The organism is Antarctobacter sp. (genome assembly GCF_965277915.1).
Lineage (GTDB): Bacteria > Pseudomonadota > Alphaproteobacteria > Rhodobacterales > Rhodobacteraceae > Antarctobacter.
In genome coordinates this window covers 731,812-747,933 of sequence record NZ_OZ255849.1, presented here as the reverse complement: position 1 = coordinate 747,933, position 16,122 = coordinate 731,812, and the positions used below count along the sequence as shown (strand labels likewise).

Here is a 16,122-nt window from a genome sequence, read left to right as displayed (position 1 = left end):
GCGGCCTCCTTCATTTCGGTTGCACCGGCGTGATCCTGGGCGGGCGATCCACGCTCAGGCGCGGCAATGGCGCCGTCCATTTCGCGACACGCACCAGCGCGGTATGGGCACAATTGCCCTGGCTCAGTTCCGAACACCCCTTGTCGAGGGTCAGCACATTGGGGTTGCCATGCACCTCAAGCCTCTCGCCCGCCACTTCCTGCGGATCGAACCAGGCACCAGTCGCCAGCGCGATACAATCCGGGCGCAGCAACGGGTCCAGCCGCAGACCGGCCAGACAGGCCCCGCGCGCATTGTAGATCCGGATCACGTCGCCCTCCTGCATCCCGAAGCGCGCGGCGGTATCCGGGTGCAGACTGGCCGGTTCCCGGCCCTGAACCTTGTCGGCCTGCGCCTCGCTGCCGCGGTCGTTCTGCGCGTGCAGGCGTGTGTCGGGCTGACCCGAAATCAGGTGCAGCTCATCCTCGGCCGCGTGCAGCAGGCTTTCGACGGGTGTCAGCCACGAGGGATGCCCCGGACAATCCTCCAGCCCGAATTCGGCAATCGTCCGGTTGCCGAGCGTGATCCGCCCGCTTTCGGTCGACAGCGGGTTGGCCACGGGATCGGCCACAAATTTCTGCAGTGCCACCTTTTCCTCGAAGGCATCCGGCACGTCAAAACGCCCTTTCTCGCGGAAGGTCTCAAAGTCCGGCAGCGAGAACCCGTTTTCCTGCGCCACGCCTTGCGCGCGCGCCCAGAGATGGCGCAGCCAGTCTTCGGTGTCGCGCCCCTCGGTAAAGGCGTCTTCTACACCCAGATGCCGGGCCAGCCTGCGGAAAATCTCGTGATCGTCCAGCGCCTGCCCCATCGGCTCGTGCATTTTGGACATGTAGAACAGAGACGGATCGCGCCGGTTGATCATCATGTCTTCGCGTTCGAACGGCGTCGTCGCCGGCAGCACGATATCGGCCCGCCGCGCGGTTGCGGTCCAGCTGTGATCCTGCACGATTACCGTCTCGGGCCGGGTCCAGGCCTGCTCCAACCGGTTGAGGTCTTGATGGTGGTGGAACGGATTACCGCCGCACCAATAGACCAGACGGATATCGGGATAGACCCGTGTTTCTCCGTCGTAACGATAGGGCTGCCCCGGTTTCAGCAGCATGTCGGCCAGCCGCGCCACGGGAATGGCGTCCTTCACCGGGTTCTGCCCCTGCGACACCGAGGGCCAGCCGATCCAGCGGATCGGGCGCCCCACCGGCGTGGTCGAGCCATAGCCAAACCCGAACCCCGTGCCGGGCTGGCCGATCTGACCGAGGATCGAGGCCAGCCCCAGCGCGGCCCAGATCACCTGTTCCCCGTGATCCGCCCGTTGCAGGCCCCAGTTCAGCGCCACCATGCTGCGGTTGTCGGCCAGCACCAATGCAAGCGCACGAATTTCATCGGCAGCAATATCACAGAGAGGCGCGGCCCAATCGGCGCTCTTCGCCTCGCCGTCCGTCTCGCCCATCAAGTAAGCGCGCCATTCCGGCCAGCCGCTGGTGCGGGTGGAAAGGAAATCCTCATCCGCGCGCCCGGCCTTGACCACCTCGTAGGACAGCGCCAGCAGAAAGGCCGCATCGGTGCCGGGCCGGATCGACAGCCACTCCGCTCCGGGCAGATCCGTGCCGCGCGGCGAGACATTGATGATCCGCCCGCCCCGGTCCCGCATCCGCTGCAGCGGCGCGCCAATGTCGTGGCGGGTCACGCCGGACGAGGAAATCTGCGCTGTCCTTTCTGAAATCCCGCCAAGCGCCAGCAACACATCGCAATGCTCCCCGACGAGGCTCAGACTGGTCATCGCGTCGAACATGCCGCGATTGCTGAGACCAAGCACATGAGGAAACAGCACCTCTGCAGCGGCATGGGAATAGGTCTCGTGGCTGGCCACACAGCCCCCCACAAGGTTCAGGAACCGCCGCATCTGACTTTGGGCATGATGAAACCGTCCGGCGCTGGCCCAGCCATAGGAACCGCCAAAAATCGCCCGGTTGCCGTACACCTTGCGCACGGACCTGATCTCGCGCGCGACCAACGCGGTGGCCTGCGCCCAGGTCATCTCGCGATAGCCATCGCGCCCCCGGTTGGCGCCGCCGTCCCCGTCAAGCCAGCCTTCGCGCACCATCGGCGCAAGGATGCGACTGTTCTCGTCCCGGGCTGCAGACAGCCAACCACGGCCAATGCGCGACGGATGCGGGTCATCCTCGACCGGGCGCAGTGTGTCGCCCTCGAGCCGATATGCCCCCCAATGTGCTGCGGTGTATTTCATCATCCCTCCCTTCCCGCGCAGGCCGCGGCGCTTGACTTTTACATATGATCGATTTAGTGACTTTTGTAAAGATCCAATCGAGAGGAAGCCATGCAAAACGAAAGAACCACCGAAGACGTCGCGCTGGGGATTCGGCGCCGCGTTTTCGAACATACGATCCGGAACAACGGCGGATACCTGAGCCAGGCCTGTTCTGCCGCCGAGCAACTGGCGTGGCTCTACAATGAGGAACTGAAGCTGGGCGCACCGACCCTGCCGATGATCCCCAAGCCGTTTGGCGGCGTCCCCTCCCCCTCCAACCCCGATTACCATACCGGCGCTGGCTACAACGGCCCTGCCGCGCCAGAGTTCGACCGGCTGTTCATTGCGCCCGCGCATTACGCGCTGGTGGCCTATGCCACGCTGATCGAGGTCGGCCGCATGGCACCCGAAGGGCTGGAAATGTTCAACAAGGATGGCTCCTCGGTCGAGATGATCGGGGCAGAACATTCGCCGGGCATGGAGGTGCACAACGGAACCCTTGGCATCGGTCTCTCGACCGGTGCGGGCCTCGCCTATGGCAGAAAACTGCGCGGCGAGCCGGGCCGGACCTGGGTCTTCATGTCCGACGGCGAGGTTCAGGAAGGCCAGACCTGGGAAGCGGTCCAGGCGGCGCGGTTCCACGGCATCGACAACCTCTGCGCAATCATGGACGTCAACGACCAGCAATGCGATGGCGCGATGGACAGCGTGATGGAAGTGGGCGACATCCGCCGCAAATTCATCGAGTTCGGCGCCGCCTGCGTCGAGATCGACGGCCACGACGTGGGCGCCATGCGCGACGCGGTGAACGAACCGCATGAAGGCAAACCGCTGATCATCCTCGCGCGCACCTCGCCCTATCAAACCATGCCGATCCTCGAGGAACGGTTCCCCCGGCTGCACTATGTCCGGTTCAAGTCCGAGGACGAACGCGCCCGCTTCAACACCTCGATTGCCGCCGATCTGGGCGTCGATCCTGTCGATTACGCCCATTGAGGAGACCCGCACATGGTTGAAATGGTATCCCGCCCCTACGCCTCGGCCTTCGAAAAATTCGCCGCCGGCAAGCCCGATATCCTCTGCCTCTCCGCCGATCTCACCTCTTCGTGCGAGATCGACGGTTTTCGCGACCGGCACCCGGATCAGTTCCTGTCGCTGGGCATGGCCGAACAGAACATGCTGAGCTTTGCCGGCGGTCTCGGCCTTGCCGGGTTCCGGCCTTTCATTCACACCTTCGGCGTCTTCATGTACCGTAGGCCCTACGATCAGCTCATGGCGTCGATCGCCTATCCCCGTCGCAAGGTCCGGCTGATGGGCTTTCTGCCCGGGGTGACCACTCCCGGCGGCATGACACACCAGTCGATCGAGGATATCTCGGTCATGCGCTCGATCCCCAACATGACGATCCTCGAAACCGGCGACGCCACCGAGGTCGAAAGCATCTGCGAAGCCGCCGACAGCATCGACGGACCGGTCTGGTGCCGGGTGCTGCGCGGATCGGTGCCACGCCTCTTCGACACGCCGATCAAGGTGGGCGAGATGCGGGTGCTGTCGGAAGGGAGTGACATCCTGGTCGTTTCCTCGGGCATCAGCACCGAAGAGGCGATGCGCGCCCGCTCGGCCCTGGCCAATGCCGGCCTGTCGATCCGGCACATCCACCTGCACACGATCAAGCCTTTCGATCACAAGCAACTGCTGGATCACATCGGCTCGGTCAAACACGGCGTTGTCACGCTGGAAAACCACGTCACCGAAGGCGGCGTCGGCTCGCTGGTGGCCGAGACCATGGCCGATGCCGGTGTTGGCAAGCGGCTGGTGCGGCTGGGGCTGAAGGACACCTATGCCCATGGCGGCTCGCGCGCCTACCTGATGCGGTACTACGGGCTGGACGCGCTGGCGCTGGTCGGTGGGATCGAGGACTTGATGGGCCAGAACTTCGGCATAACCGAGGACGACCTGGCCGAAGCCCGCGTGGATGACGTACATTCGCTGGTCAAGGCCGAGGCCCTGTAACCGGGCCGGACATTCCGACCACAGAAACGCCCCGGGAAACCGGGGCGTTTTTCTTTGCAAGGCGCCACAATCCATCGACCTGTCAGCCCCGCCGGGATCGCCCGGCCGTGAGCACCCTGCCCTGACCGCGTCGCTCAATTCGACCAATGTCCTCAGCAAATGGGTGCCCGATCCACCTTCGGGCCGCGCCGGATCTCGCCGCCTTGCCGTCCCCAAAAAAACCGCGCCGATCCGGGGATCGGCGCGGTGACAAGTGCCCTTTCGGGCGGGGAGGAAAGGAAACCTCAGTGATCCAGCATGCCCCAGAGCCGGCGCTTGATGGCGAGGAATTCTTCGGTCAGCCGCATCTCGTCATTGCGTGGACGCGGCAGGCTGACCTCTTCGATGTGATGCACCCGGCCCGGGCGCGACGACAGGACGATGATCTTGTCGGACAGAAAGATCGCCTCTTCGATGTCATGGGTGACGAAAACGACGGTCTTCCGGGACTTCTGCCAGGTGGTCAGAAGGTCGGACTGCATCCGCTCCTTGGTCTGGGCGTCCAGCGCGCCAAAGGGCTCATCCATCAACAACACGTCGGGATCGTTGGCATAGACCCGTCCGATATCGACCCGCTTGCGCATGCCGCCGGACAATTCACGCGGCCAGCGGTCCTCGAACCCCTTCAGCCCCACCATCTCGGTCCATTTCGCCTCGACCTCGGCCTGTTCCTTGTTCGACGCACCACGCAAACGCGGCCCGTACGAGATATTGCGGGCCACCGTCATCCAGGGAAAGACCGCGTCCTGCTGGAACACCATGCCTCGGCGCCGGTCGGTGCCCTCGATCACATTTCCGTCCAATGTCATCTGCCCGTCCGACGGGGTGAACAGGCCCGCCATCATCTTGAGCAGCGTGGACTTACCGCAACCCGACGTTCCGATGATCGAATTGAACGAGCCGGATTCGAACTGAAGGTTGATGTTGTCCAGAACGGTCAGGGCGTTGGCGCCGCCCTTGCCGAAAGTGTGACTGAGATTTTCGATCCTGATCTCGGGCATTATTCCCGGGCCTCCGACCATTGCATGAGATGAGACTGAATCTTGCGAAAGATGCGATCCATGATGAAGGCGCAGCCGCCGATGATCACGATGATCATCATCACCTGGTCGGTCATGAAATAGCGCCGCCCTTCCTGCAACAGAAAGCCAAGACCGTTCTGCGCCGCCAGAAGCTCAGAGGCGACCAGCGTGGTCCAGGCGGCGGCCAGGGCGATGCGGTAACCGGTGATGATGAACGGTGTCGCTGCCGGAACCGCGACAGTCCGGAATACCTGGAAACGGGACGCGCCCATGGTCGACGCCGCATCCACATAGACTTGCGGGACGTTCTTCATGCCCGCGATCACGTTGACCACGCAGACCATGAAACAGGCGATGGTGATGATCAGCACGCGGCTGAATTCGCCGATCCCGAACCAGATGATGATGATCGGGATATAGGCCAGCGGCGGGATCGGGCGCAGCGCCTCGATCAGCGGATCCAGCAGGTATTCCACGACCTTGTACCAGCCGATAAGGCAGCCGATGACCAGCGCAAGGGTGGTCCCGATGAAAAAGCCCATCGCGATCCGGAACAGGCTGGCCCCCAGGGCAGTCAGCAGATTGCCACTTTCCAGGTTGGTGAAAAAGGACGCCACGATATCCGAAATCGGCGGCAGCAGCGCGGGGTTGTTGTCGGGCCGGTTCGTGATCCAGATATAGAACGCGAAAACCAGCGCGATAGACAAGGCGCCCAACCAGAGGCGCCTTGAACGAAGGGCATTCATTACAGTCATGGGTTTCAGAGCCGTGCAATGATCTTATCGGACACCAGCGCATCCAGATCAGGCATGTTGCGGATCCGGTCGTTTTCGACCAGGAACTCGGACTGGACGCGCAGCGCATTCTCAAGAATGCCATCCGCATAGACCGATTTGATCTCGTCTGTGTCGAAGTAGAAATACCCGTTCAGCAACGGCTCCACCTCGGCGGTCGTGACGCCCGCCCGGCCAATGCCGCTTTGCCATTTGATCATCCGCTGGACGACCTCGGCATTGTCCTCTCGCAGCATCCCGACCCCTTGATCGTGGAAGGCCCGCACGACTTCGGTCAAGGCGTCCTGCTTGGCATCCAGCACCGGTTGCGTGGTCATGAAGACATCCATGATCGACGGGCGCTTGTCGATCGGCATGGCAGCGCCTTCGGCCAACATGCTGGCGCCAGGCAGTTTTTCAAAGATCAACTGGCGCGAGGTGGCCAGCGGCACGGTGGCGTCCACCGCTCCGGCGATCAGTGCCGCCTGCGCGTCGATGGGTTCCATGTTGATGCGCGTCAGCGGCATTTCGGCCAATCCGGCCTGTTCCAGCGCCACACCAAGGAAGAAATCGAAGTTCGACCCGGATGTTACGGCAATACGCTTGCCCTCGAGGTCGGACAGGCCTTCCAGCCCCGGTCTGCCCACGATGGTGAACAGGCCCGAAGCGTCCCCGCAAACAGAGATCTCGCGGAAGGCGGCCACCTTGCGCGCCATGGCGGCCAGCGGCGGGACCGAGCCGACCGTGATGGCATCGACGGATCCTCCGACCATGGCCTCGATCGCGGGCGGACCCGAGGGAAAGACGCTGAAGTCCATTTCGACGCCAGGCGCAAATCCCTGGTCCTGCACCAGCCAATAGATGCCAAAGGAATATGCCGGGATGATGCCGACGCTCAGCTTTTCGGTTGCGGCATGGGCCTTTCCGACGAAGAACGTCGGCGCTGCCAGTGCTGTCCCGACAGCGGCGCCTCCCTTCAGGAACGCACGGCGCGACACGTAGCTCGTTCTCGAATTTGCCATCTTGTCCTCCCTCGTGGCAGATCGCGGAACCTGATGCTCAGGCATCGATCACTCTACTATCTCGCTCAACTTTACTTTTGTCAATTTTTTTTTCAAATGACAAATCTCATGGAGCGCGCGAGGGCAACCCCGTGCTCGTTGACACTCGCAACTCACCGAGCGGGAGGCGGAAATTTCAGTGAGACTTGGGCCCGCAGCAATGTGATGCTGCTCCCTTGGCCACGCACGGCGTCCCAAGGGCGAACACATCTGGCATCACGACCGACCAAGGCGCTCCACGGAACACAGGCTCAGGACTCGGCGCCCCCCCATCTCTTGGACAGGATCCGGCTTAATCTGAGCCACTCGTCGAACCTGCTGATCGGGTTGGTCCGTATCATTGCTCTGCCAATAGATGAGGGCCTTGGGGGCCTAGAAGGTCACCGCTTGCCGATGACCGCCTTTGTCTCCGATCCCGCCTCCAAGGCAGTCAGGTAGACGCACGGTCAATCCAGCTATGGGGCCCAATGTCGGGGAGCAGAGCAGCCTAGGCGCAGACACGATGCCACGGTGCGGGATGCCGCGAGAGCGAAGTCAGCCCTGCCCCCGGACAAGCGCATCGAAGGTTATGGCCATGTCTTCGGGCGCGTCATGTCGGTTCGTCCCACGGCGGTAAACGGCACACCTTTTGGGCGGCGGTTTCGTTCGCGCTCTGGATCGCTTCGGTTTCCGTGGCCCCTTCGGCCAGTGCGAGCGCAAAGGCCGCGTGCCAGGTGTCTCCTGCGCCAAGGGTGTCGATCGGGGTGACGTCCGGCACCGGCACGTCGATCATCGACGTCCCGTCGTGACACGATACCGGGTCGGGCCCCCGCGTGACGCCGACCCACCTGCCGAGGCGCGCCGACGCCTCCTCGAGCGCCTGACCGTCCGCCCCTCCGCAAAAGTCCTGCAGCCCTTGCGAAGAGAACGCGACGTGGCTCGCCGCGCGCAACGCCTTCAAGGCAGGTGCAACGGGCGCTTCCGCGTCCATCACACCCGGAACCTGCCTTCGCCTGGCCGCCCCCATCAGCGCCTCGGCCATGATGGGAAATCGCGTGTCTGCAAGGGCAGCCTCGAAGGCAAGGTGATCCGGCAGGAGGGCCGCGCTGTCCATTTCCGCATCAACGCGAAAATTGACGATCGTGCGCTCGCCATCCGGCGTGATGGTGATAGCGGAATGCGATGTCCTGGTCTTGGTGGACGTACGCAGCAGGCTGTCGTCGATCCCGATGTCCCTGATGCGCGCGCGAAGGATCTCACCGAAGGCGTCGTCGCCAACAGTGCCGACCAGCAGGGCATGCCCACCCAGCCGCGCGATTGCCGCCGCCGCATTGCAGGCGCCGCCTCCCACGGATAGGCGGGAGGCTGGCGCCCTGTGCTTTTCCCCGACGGTCGGGTGGGCGGCCACGTCCAGCACAAGGTCCAGCGCGACCAATCCGCCACAGACGACCCGTGTCACGATCGGCGCCCCTTCAGGCGAGATTTTCAGTGCATGTGTTGCGCGCGGCCCTTGCCGCATGGCCCAACATGGAAATGTCGTTGGGCCCGACGATGAAACGATAGCCCGCATCACGCAGCGCCGCATAGTCCCGTCCGGCCCCCTCGATCGTGCCAAGCATCAGGCCGGCGCCGTTTGCGCTGGATTCGACCTTGCCAATCGTCGTGCGCACGTCGCGATGGGTCAGATCCTCCAAATGACCCATCGACGCGGCTAGGTCGTTCGGACCGACAAACGCCATGTCGATCCCATCGATCTCGGCAATCGCGGCGACATCTTTCACGGCATCGACATGTTCGATCTGGACCATGAGAAGCAATTCGTCATGCGCGACGGACCTGGCATAGTCGGTCACATCGCCGAACCCGGTTGCCCGCACGATGGGTGCGGCATACCCGCGCCGCCCCCGTGGCGGGTAAAGACAGGCCTGCGCAATGTCGCGTGCCATCGCGGCGGAATGGACCATCGGCACCATGATGGACCGTGCACCGCGATCCAGCGCGCGCTTCAGCGTCGCCTCGGACGGGTCGGGAACGCGCACAACGGCCTGTCCCCCGGCGGCCTCGACCGCACGGATCAGGCCGAGCCCCTCTTCCAGCCCCGCAATGCCATGTTCACAATCGATCACCAGAACGTCCCAGCCGGCATGAACCAGCAATTCCGCCACGTCGGGCGACCCGAGTTCCAGCCAGGCGGCGGCCACGATTTCACCCGACTTCAGCCGCTTCTTGAGAGTATTCTGTCCTGTCATGGGTTTAGGTTTCCTTCCTGCCTCTTGCCCTTCTCGGGCCGAACATGTCAAATACGGCGCGCACCAGAAGCACGCCCCAGACCACCAGCGTGATCACTCCGAGGACCGCCGCAGCGTCCCGTTCGAAAAACTGGGTAATGTCGCCCTGTGCCTTCATCATCGACACCATGAAATTGTCTTCCACCACTTGGCCGAGCACGATGCCCAGGATCGCAGGTGCCAAGGGTATTCCGGCCCGCGCCATGGCATAGCCGACAACCCCCAGCACAAGGATGATCCAGATCGCCATGGTGCTGCCCATGATCGCGTAGCCACCGATCATCGACAGCATCAGGACCAGCGGCATCAGGACCGAACGCGGCACGCGCAGGAGCTGGGTCGCCATGGCGATGGCCAGGCCGCCGGTTATCACCATCAGGACGTTTGCCAACAGGAAAGCGCCGAACAGCGTGTAGACCAGCGTTGCGTCGCTGGTGAAAATATCGGGGCCCGGCGTCAGCCCCTTCATCAGCAACACACCGATGGCGATTGCCGTTACGCTGTCGCCGGGGATGCCGAAGACAAGTGCAGGCGTCCATGCCCCGGCGACGGCCGCATTGTTGGCCGCGCCCCCGTCAACGATCCCTTCCAGATGTCCCTTGCCGAATTTCTCCGGTGTGCGCGAGAAACGCCGCGACAGCGCGTAGGAGATCCAGGCGGCAACGTCCGCACCGGCGCCGGGCAGAGCACCGATTACGGTGCCACCGGTCCCCGAGCGCAAGACGCTCGCCCACCGCCGTCGGATTTCTGCTGCCGCATTCCGCAGGGCTTGGGCAATGGGCTCGACGGTGAGCCTGCCAAGACGGGTCTCCGTACCCGTCGCCGCGTTGCGCAACAGTTCCGACAAGGCGAACAGGCCGATCATCGCCGGGATGAAACTGATGCCATCGTAAAGCTCGTCCAGACCAAAGGTATAGCGGGGGTGTCCGACTGCCACGTCGATCCCGACGGTTGCGACGGCCAGACCGATGAACAGGCTGGCAAAATTTCGGGGCACGGAAGACCCGCCGACGAAAACCGCGCAGCTCAGCCCCAATGTCGCAAGCCAGAAGGCCTCGTCACTGGAAAAACTGGTCGCAAGGCGCGCCAGTTGCGGCGATGCCAAGGACAGCATCAGAACACCGATCACGCCGCCGACCACGGAGGCAAAGAGCGAGACGAACAGCGTCGTGCGGGGCTGTCCGTTTTGCGCGAGGGCATAACTGTCCTCGACATAGGCCGCCGAAGCGGGTGTGCCGGGCATCTTCAGGAGCGCGCCCGAAATGTCACCGGCGAAGATTGCCGTGGTCGTCGTGGCGACGATCGCCGCCACGGCCTGCACGGGATCCATGAAATAGGTGAATGGCACCAGCAGGGCGACAGCCATCGTGGCCGTCAGGCCCGGCATCGCGCCGACCAGCGCGCCGTACAAGGTGCAAGCCAGAACTGTTGTGATGATCAGCGGATCGGCCACCGCTGACAGGATTGCCATCAGGTCCATCGCCAGATCCTCTTACCAGGCCAAGGGCGTCAGGACGCCCCAGGGCAAAGCCACACGTAGGATCGAATAAAAGACATAATGCAATGCAAAGGGTGCCACTACGGCGAGCCCGATCGTGACGGGCCAGCTGCCCCCAAAGAGCCGTGCGGCCACAACGAAAGCGAGGGCTGCGGAAAGGTGAAATCCAAGCCAGGGCAGGATTATGGTGAAAGCCGCGACAATCCCGATCAGCGTCACGAACGGAATCCACGCGGTCGGTCGGGTATCCTCCTGCTCCGGCGCAGTTCCGCGGCGCGCTTCAAGCAATATGCCAAGTCCGGACAGAACAAGCCCGGTGGCGATTATGTTCGGGAACAGGTCCGGCCCGTAGGCCATGACAGGGATCCGGGGAAAGCCCCGTGCATTCCAGGCCATCGCAATGGCGAGGGCGATCAACGCCGCCCCCGTCACCACATCGCGGTTGATGTTCATCTGGGAAACCGGGCGATCACTTCGCCAGACCGACGGCTTTGATGGTATCGCCCAGGGCGGCGTCAGATGCCTTCATGTAGTCCACGAGTTCGGCCGACGGCATCGACACGACCTCTGCACCGCGGCTGGCCTTGAATTCTGCCCATTCGTCGGTCTGGACGATCTCGGCCACCGCCTTTTCGTAGGAGCACGCGATTTCCTCGGGCATGTCGCCCGGGCCGGAAATCGTGATGTAGGCGGCAAGCGTCCAGCCGCTGTCCAGCGCATTTGCGGTCAGCGGGACATCCGGCAAGGCGGCCATCGGGGAATCGTGCATGTACGCGAGGGCGCGAAGCTCTCCCGCCTCGACCAACGACTTGCCTTCGGAGAGCGCCGGTGTGGCCACGTCGACGCCGCCGGCCAGCAGTTCCTGCATCGCGGGCGCCGCCCCTTGCGACGGAATCCAGCGGATCGCGTCGGGCGCCATGCCTTCCGCGTTCAGCATCCCGGCAAGGGCAAGGTGCCAGATGCCGCCGAGCGACGTGCCCGAGCCGGTCAGGTCTCCTGGGTTTTCACGCGCATGATCCAGCAATCCCTCAAGCGTCTCGAAGGGGCTGTCCTTGCCGACAAGGACACTGGCCGGGACGATGTCGACCAGGGCGATGGGCGTGATGTCGTCCATCGTCAGGTCCGTCAGGCCGACCCAATGCATCGTATTGATCTCGACCGTGACCGCGCCGACGGTGTAGCCATCGGGATCAGCCCGCGCGATCGCGGAATGCCCGGTCACGCCGTTGCCCCCGGTACGGTTCACCACGTTGAAAGGCACATCCCACTTCTGCTCCAGCATGCTCGCCAGCATGCGGGAATTGGCGTCGGTGCCGCCCCCGGCGCCCCACGGAACGATGTATGTAACGGCCCGATCCGGCTGCCAGTCACAAGACTGGGCCTGAACTGCGGTGCCTGCTCCGGCGACCAGGGCGGTCACGGCTATGGCCTTTGTCACGGTTTTCATGGTTTCTCCTCCCGATGGTTTGCCAACGCGCCGGCGGAGCCGAACGTCGTTCTGCACCTCTTTGAAGCATAGCATCGGACCCTTAGTCAATCGATTGAATAAAGTTGGAAACCCGCAGCGCGGGTGGATATTATGCAAGCATGAGAAGGCGGATCAGACTGCGCGACATTGCCGACGAACTGGGGCTCTCGGTCTCCACCGTTTCGCTGGCATTGCGCCGCGATCCGCGGATCCCCCCGGAGACCGCGGAACGCATCCGCACGACCGCGGCACGCCTTGGATACATATACAACCGCGCCGCGGCCGATCTCAGGCAATCCAGAAGCAGTCTGGTTGCCGTCGGGCTCAGCGATCTTTCCAACCCGGTGTTCAACGAATTTCTCAAACACATTCAGGACGAGTTGACCAAACATGGTCGCCATGTGTTCCTCGGCGTCGCCCGCGAGGACCCGGACCTGCAGCGCGCATTTCTGCAAACCGCGCTGGAACAAGGGGTGGGCGGGGTCATTCTCTGCCCCGTTCGCGGCACGACACCGGCGGACCTGGACATGCTGGTTCCCGAGGGAGCGCTTTCCGCAACGACGCCGACAGTGATATTTTCCCGCGCCATGCCAGGTCTGCCAGTTCCGCAATTCGTCAATGACGATCTCATAGCGGGACGCATGGCGGCGGAATGCCTGCTGAAGGCCGGTCACAGGCGCCTGTGCTGGCTCGGGGGCGGGCACGAATCCTCGACGGCGAGGAATCGTCTCAAGGGGTGCCTGAATGCGATCGCCGCCCATGGCGAGGCGCCACCGCCCCGCCTCGTGCACGGCCCCACGACTCGCCGTTTCGGATTCGAGGCCGCGCGCGCAGCCATCGAAGGCCCGGATCCACCTACCGGGTTTGTCTGCTTCAGCGATCTGATCGCCTTCGGCGTCATCGCGGCCTGCCATGACGCCGGAATGATGCCCGGCCGTGACATCGCCATCATCGGTTGCGACGACATGGAAGAAGCCAGCTTTACCTCTCCGGGACTTACAACCATCCAGGTTGACAAGAGCGGTATCGGTTGCGGTGCGGCCCGCCAGATCATTTCCGCAGACGCATTGACCGCAGAGGTGGTTTTCACTCCGAAGCTGATCCACCGTGGAACGGTTGGCCCTGCGGTGTTGGAATGACCAGTCGTGCTGCGGGGGCGGTGGCCTGACCAGCGACTCGGGTGGGTGAAACCCAAGCTTTTTGATATCGCAAGACCCGTCCGGAGATCATCGTTCGGCAGTAGCGCTCTGCCTCCGCTGCCGCCTTGGCTCCGCAACGGCGGGCCATTGAACACGGGCAAGTACGGTCGGCGGAACAGGTTCGCGACCGACCCATCTGACCCGGCAGGGATTTGAGCGCAAGCGACACGTTTCTAATCCGAGCAGCTTGCCTTTCGGGGAACGCTCGACAACAGGCTCATCCTTTTCAGGCTACCACCGCCCCGGCGAGATGCAGCCATTTGAGCGAGGCGAAGCGGCCCTGCATCTTGGCGCAAAACACTTGCCCCCCATGCGTTTCTGATGATGTGACCGACCTATGCAGTGTGTGTTGCCTCGCTCTGCATACAATTAACCGTTCACTTGAGCGGCAGCGGTTGAGAAAGGCCAGATTGAGCTACTCCCCATCTTTTGGACAGGAACTGGCGTAATTTAAGCTACTCGTTGCACCTGCTGATCGGGTTGGTTGATATCATTTCTCTGGCAATAGACCAGCGCCGGTGGCTTGCCGCCGAGGGCTGAGTGAGGGCGCTGGTGATTGTAGAAGGTCATCCATTTCCGGATCGCCGCCTTCGTCTCCGATCCCGTCTCCCAGGCATGAAGGTAGACGCACTCGTATTTCAGGGTGCGCCACAACCTCTCAATGAAGATATTGTCGAGGAAACGGCCTTTCCCATCCATCGAGATCCGCACGCCCGAGCGGCGGACCCGGTCCGTCCAAGCGAAAGAAGTGAACTGGGATCCCTGATCCGTATTCATTATCTCAGGCGGGCCGAACTTGTGGATGGCCTCGTTCAGCGCTTCGACGCAGAAGTCGGCCTCCAGGGTGTTCGATATCCGCCAGGACAGAACCTTGCGGGTGTGCCAGTCCATGATCGCCACGAGGTAGAGGAACCCTCGCCGCATGGGCAGATAGGTGATGTCCGAGCACCAGACCTGGTTTGGGCGTTCTACTCGCAGGCTTCTCAGCAGGTAGGGATAGGTCTTGTGCCCCTTCGTTGGCCTGCTCGTGTTGGGCTTCTGGTAAATCGGCATCAAACCCATAAGGCGCATCAGCCGCCGTATTCGCTTCTCGTTCACAAGGTGTCCGTCGTTACGCAGATGCCAGGTCATCCACTGGCCGGCAGGGCATTCCGCAGGAATGTCCCGAGAGGCTGCCGAACGCCGAAGAACGGGGGCTCCAGGTCCGAAGGACGCTCGTCGATCTGCCGCATCAGGCCGAGGTTCTGCTCGGTCTCACCCTTCGGCTCGTAGTAATGGGATGAGCCGGCGATCGACAGTAGCTTGCACTGCTGACCGATCGACAGATCCGGGTGGTCCGGCTCGATCATGCCGCGCCTCACTTCCCGCCCCAAGGCTTCAGCTTTCGTTCGACTCTGTTGCACAAATACTGTGAGGGATTCATCTTGTGAATCCAGCGTGGTAGCCCTGCTACATGAGCAGACCCACGCCCCCACCTACAAGACCAGGAACTGGCCGGCCTACAATAAAGCGCTCAAGCGCCGTGGCTCGCTGATGATCTGGTTTGATCCCGAGATGACCTGGGATGCCGTGCCGACAGGCAGGCGTGGCCGCCAGCAGACCTACAGCGATGCCGCCATCCAGACGTGCCTTACGATGAAGGTGCTGTTCGGCATGGCGCTCCGGCAGACGACCGGGTTCGTCGAGAGCCTGCTGCGTCTGGTTGGTCTCGACTGGACGGTGCCCGACTTCAGCACCCTGTCCCGGCGCGAGAAGACCTTGGCCGTGAACATCCCGTATCGCGGCTCCAAGGGGCCGCTGCACCTGCTCATCGACAGCACCGGGATCAAGGTCGAAGGTGAAGGCGAATGGCACGCACGCAAGCATGGTGGTCCAAAACGGCGGGTCTGGCGCAAGATCCACCTTGGGATCGACGAGGAAACGTTGGAGATCCGGGCTGTCGAGATCACTGGGAGTCACGTCGGCGATGCGCCAGTGCTGCCCGATCTTCTCAGTCAGATTCCAAAGAACCAGGAGATCGGCAGCGTCACGGCAGATGGCGCCTACGACACGCGCAAGTGTCACGATGCCATCGCTGACCGCGGTGCCCATGCCGTCATCCCGCCCCGCAAGAATGCGAAGCCCTGGAAAACCATCACCGCTGGAGCCGTGGCGCGCAATGAAGCCCTGCGGGCGTCCAGGTATCTCGGCCGCGCACTCTGGCGAAGATGGAGTGGATACCACCGTCGGAGCCGCGTCGAGACGAAGATGCACTGTGTCAAACTGCTGGGCCAGCGGCTCATGGCAAGGGACTTCGACCGTCAGGTCGCCGAGCTCCAGGTCCGCATCGCCGTCCTGAACGGCTACACCGCGCTCGGCATCCCGGTCACGGAGGCTGTGGGATAGGTCCGTCCGGGGAAAGGGGAAGCACACCCATCACCCGATTTGTGCAACAGAGTCCAGCGCCAACCCGACGTTGGCTTGACCACCTTATCAAA

The 16,122-nt window shown here is 62.9% G+C and carries 12 protein-coding genes and 2 pseudogenes; 4 read left to right on the top strand and 10 right to left on the bottom strand.

Annotation, left to right across the window (positions count from 1 at the left end):
* Positions 1 to 10: 10 nt before the first annotated feature.
* Positions 11 to 2,284 carry a molybdopterin-dependent oxidoreductase gene (locus ACQY5B_RS04555; protein ID WP_420326193.1) on the bottom strand — a complete coding sequence of 758 codons (2,274 nt, stop codon included), beginning with the start codon at positions 2,282 to 2,284 and terminating at the stop codon, positions 11 to 13.
* Positions 2,285 to 2,374: 90 nt separating this feature from the next.
* Here ACQY5B_RS04555 and ACQY5B_RS04550 point away from each other — a divergent pair, with 90 nt between their 5' ends.
* Together ACQY5B_RS04550 and ACQY5B_RS04545 are read left to right on the top strand one after the other, a co-directional pair.
* Positions 2,375 to 3,301 (top strand): transketolase, encoded by a 927-nt coding sequence (locus tag ACQY5B_RS04550; RefSeq protein WP_305972405.1) that lies wholly within the window; start codon positions 2,375 to 2,377, stop codon positions 3,299 to 3,301.
* A gap of 12 nt (positions 3,302 to 3,313) precedes the next feature.
* Positions 3,314 to 4,318, top strand: a complete 1,005-nt coding sequence (locus ACQY5B_RS04545; protein WP_420326194.1) for a transketolase family protein — start codon at positions 3,314 to 3,316, stop codon at positions 4,316 to 4,318.
* Positions 4,319 to 4,602: 284 nt separating this feature from the next.
* Here the strand turns inward: ACQY5B_RS04545 and ACQY5B_RS04540 are convergent, their stop codons facing one another.
* From ACQY5B_RS04540 to ACQY5B_RS04505, 8 genes are all read right to left on the bottom strand, one after another.
* Entirely contained in the window at positions 4,603 to 5,358 is a 756-nt protein-coding gene (locus tag ACQY5B_RS04540; RefSeq protein WP_420326195.1) for an ABC transporter ATP-binding protein, read from the bottom strand.
* Complete coding sequence (locus ACQY5B_RS04535) at positions 5,358 to 6,086, bottom strand: ABC transporter permease (RefSeq protein ID WP_305972408.1); 729 nt, start codon at positions 6,084 to 6,086, stop codon at positions 5,358 to 5,360. The genes ACQY5B_RS04540 and ACQY5B_RS04535 overlap by 1 nt, the downstream gene beginning before the upstream one ends.
* A 53-nt stretch (positions 6,087 to 6,139) precedes the next feature.
* Positions 6,140 to 7,174, bottom strand: a complete 1,035-nt coding sequence (locus ACQY5B_RS04530) for an ABC transporter substrate-binding protein (protein WP_305972409.1) — start codon at positions 7,172 to 7,174, stop codon at positions 6,140 to 6,142.
* Between the two features lie 628 nt (positions 7,175 to 7,802).
* Positions 7,803 to 8,627 carry a carbohydrate kinase family protein gene (locus tag ACQY5B_RS04525; RefSeq protein WP_420326196.1) on the bottom strand — a complete coding sequence of 275 codons (825 nt, stop codon included), beginning with the start codon at positions 8,625 to 8,627 and terminating at the stop codon, positions 7,803 to 7,805.
* A 37-nt stretch (positions 8,628 to 8,664) separates the two neighbouring features.
* A complete protein-coding gene (locus ACQY5B_RS04520) occupies positions 8,665 to 9,441 on the bottom strand; it encodes an HpcH/HpaI aldolase family protein (RefSeq protein WP_420326197.1) in 777 nt (258 codons plus the stop codon).
* Between the two features lie 4 nt (positions 9,442 to 9,445).
* Positions 9,446 to 10,960, bottom strand: coding sequence for a tripartite tricarboxylate transporter permease (locus ACQY5B_RS04515; protein WP_420326198.1), 1,515 nt, complete (start codon positions 10,958 to 10,960; stop codon positions 9,446 to 9,448).
* A gap of 12 nt (positions 10,961 to 10,972) precedes the next feature.
* Positions 10,973 to 11,431, bottom strand: coding sequence for a tripartite tricarboxylate transporter TctB family protein (locus tag ACQY5B_RS04510; RefSeq protein WP_420326199.1), 459 nt, complete (start codon positions 11,429 to 11,431; stop codon positions 10,973 to 10,975).
* A gap of 16 nt (positions 11,432 to 11,447) precedes the next feature.
* Positions 11,448 to 12,425: a Bug family tripartite tricarboxylate transporter substrate binding protein gene (locus tag ACQY5B_RS04505; RefSeq protein ID WP_305972414.1), complete on the bottom strand. Its 978-nt coding sequence runs from the start codon at positions 12,423 to 12,425 to the stop codon at positions 11,448 to 11,450.
* Between the two features lie 140 nt (positions 12,426 to 12,565).
* On the opposite strand from ACQY5B_RS04505, the gene ACQY5B_RS04500 reads away from it, so the two are divergent.
* Positions 12,566 to 13,585 carry a LacI family DNA-binding transcriptional regulator gene (locus ACQY5B_RS04500; RefSeq protein ID WP_420326201.1) on the top strand — a complete coding sequence of 340 codons (1,020 nt, stop codon included), beginning with the start codon at positions 12,566 to 12,568 and terminating at the stop codon, positions 13,583 to 13,585.
* Positions 13,586 to 14,095: 510 nt separating this feature from the next.
* On the opposite strand, the pseudogene ACQY5B_RS04495 reads toward ACQY5B_RS04500, so the two are convergent.
* Positions 14,096 to 15,021, bottom strand: a pseudogene (locus ACQY5B_RS04495) (IS3 family transposase); the annotation flags it as partial.
* Positions 15,022 to 15,098: 77 nt separating this feature from the next.
* Here ACQY5B_RS04495 and ACQY5B_RS04490 point away from each other — a divergent pair.
* Positions 15,099 to 16,030 (top strand): annotated as a pseudogene (locus ACQY5B_RS04490) (IS5 family transposase).
* The last annotated feature ends 92 nt before the right edge of the window (positions 16,031 to 16,122 follow it).

What these genes read in the sequence shown, in the direction of transcription:
- ACQY5B_RS04540 (WP_420326195.1), bottom strand. Translation starts at nt 5,358, where the DNA reads ATGCCCGAGATCAGGATCGAAAATCTCAGTCACACTTTCGGCAAGGGC.
- ACQY5B_RS04530 (WP_305972409.1), bottom strand. Translation starts at nt 7,174, where the DNA reads ATGGCAAATTCGAGAACGAGCTACGTGTCGCGCCGTGCGTTCCTGAAG.
- ACQY5B_RS04520 (WP_420326197.1), bottom strand. Translation starts at nt 9,441, where the DNA reads ATGACAGGACAGAATACTCTCAAGAAGCGGCTGAAGTCGGGTGAAATC.
- ACQY5B_RS04545 (WP_420326194.1), top strand. Translation starts at nt 3,314, where the DNA reads ATGGTTGAAATGGTATCCCGCCCCTACGCCTCGGCCTTCGAAAAATTC.
- ACQY5B_RS04515 (WP_420326198.1), bottom strand. Translation starts at nt 10,960, where the DNA reads ATGGACCTGATGGCAATCCTGTCAGCGGTGGCCGATCCGCTGATCATC.
- ACQY5B_RS04550 (WP_305972405.1), top strand. Translation starts at nt 2,375, where the DNA reads ATGCAAAACGAAAGAACCACCGAAGACGTCGCGCTGGGGATTCGGCGC.
- ACQY5B_RS04555 (WP_420326193.1), bottom strand. Translation starts at nt 2,284, where the DNA reads ATGAAATACACCGCAGCACATTGGGGGGCATATCGGCTCGAGGGCGAC.
- ACQY5B_RS04510 (WP_420326199.1), bottom strand. Translation starts at nt 11,431, where the DNA reads ATGAACATCAACCGCGATGTGGTGACGGGGGCGGCGTTGATCGCCCTC.
- ACQY5B_RS04500 (WP_420326201.1), top strand. Translation starts at nt 12,566, where the DNA reads ATGAGAAGGCGGATCAGACTGCGCGACATTGCCGACGAACTGGGGCTC.
- ACQY5B_RS04505 (WP_305972414.1), bottom strand. Translation starts at nt 12,425, where the DNA reads ATGAAAACCGTGACAAAGGCCATAGCCGTGACCGCCCTGGTCGCCGGA.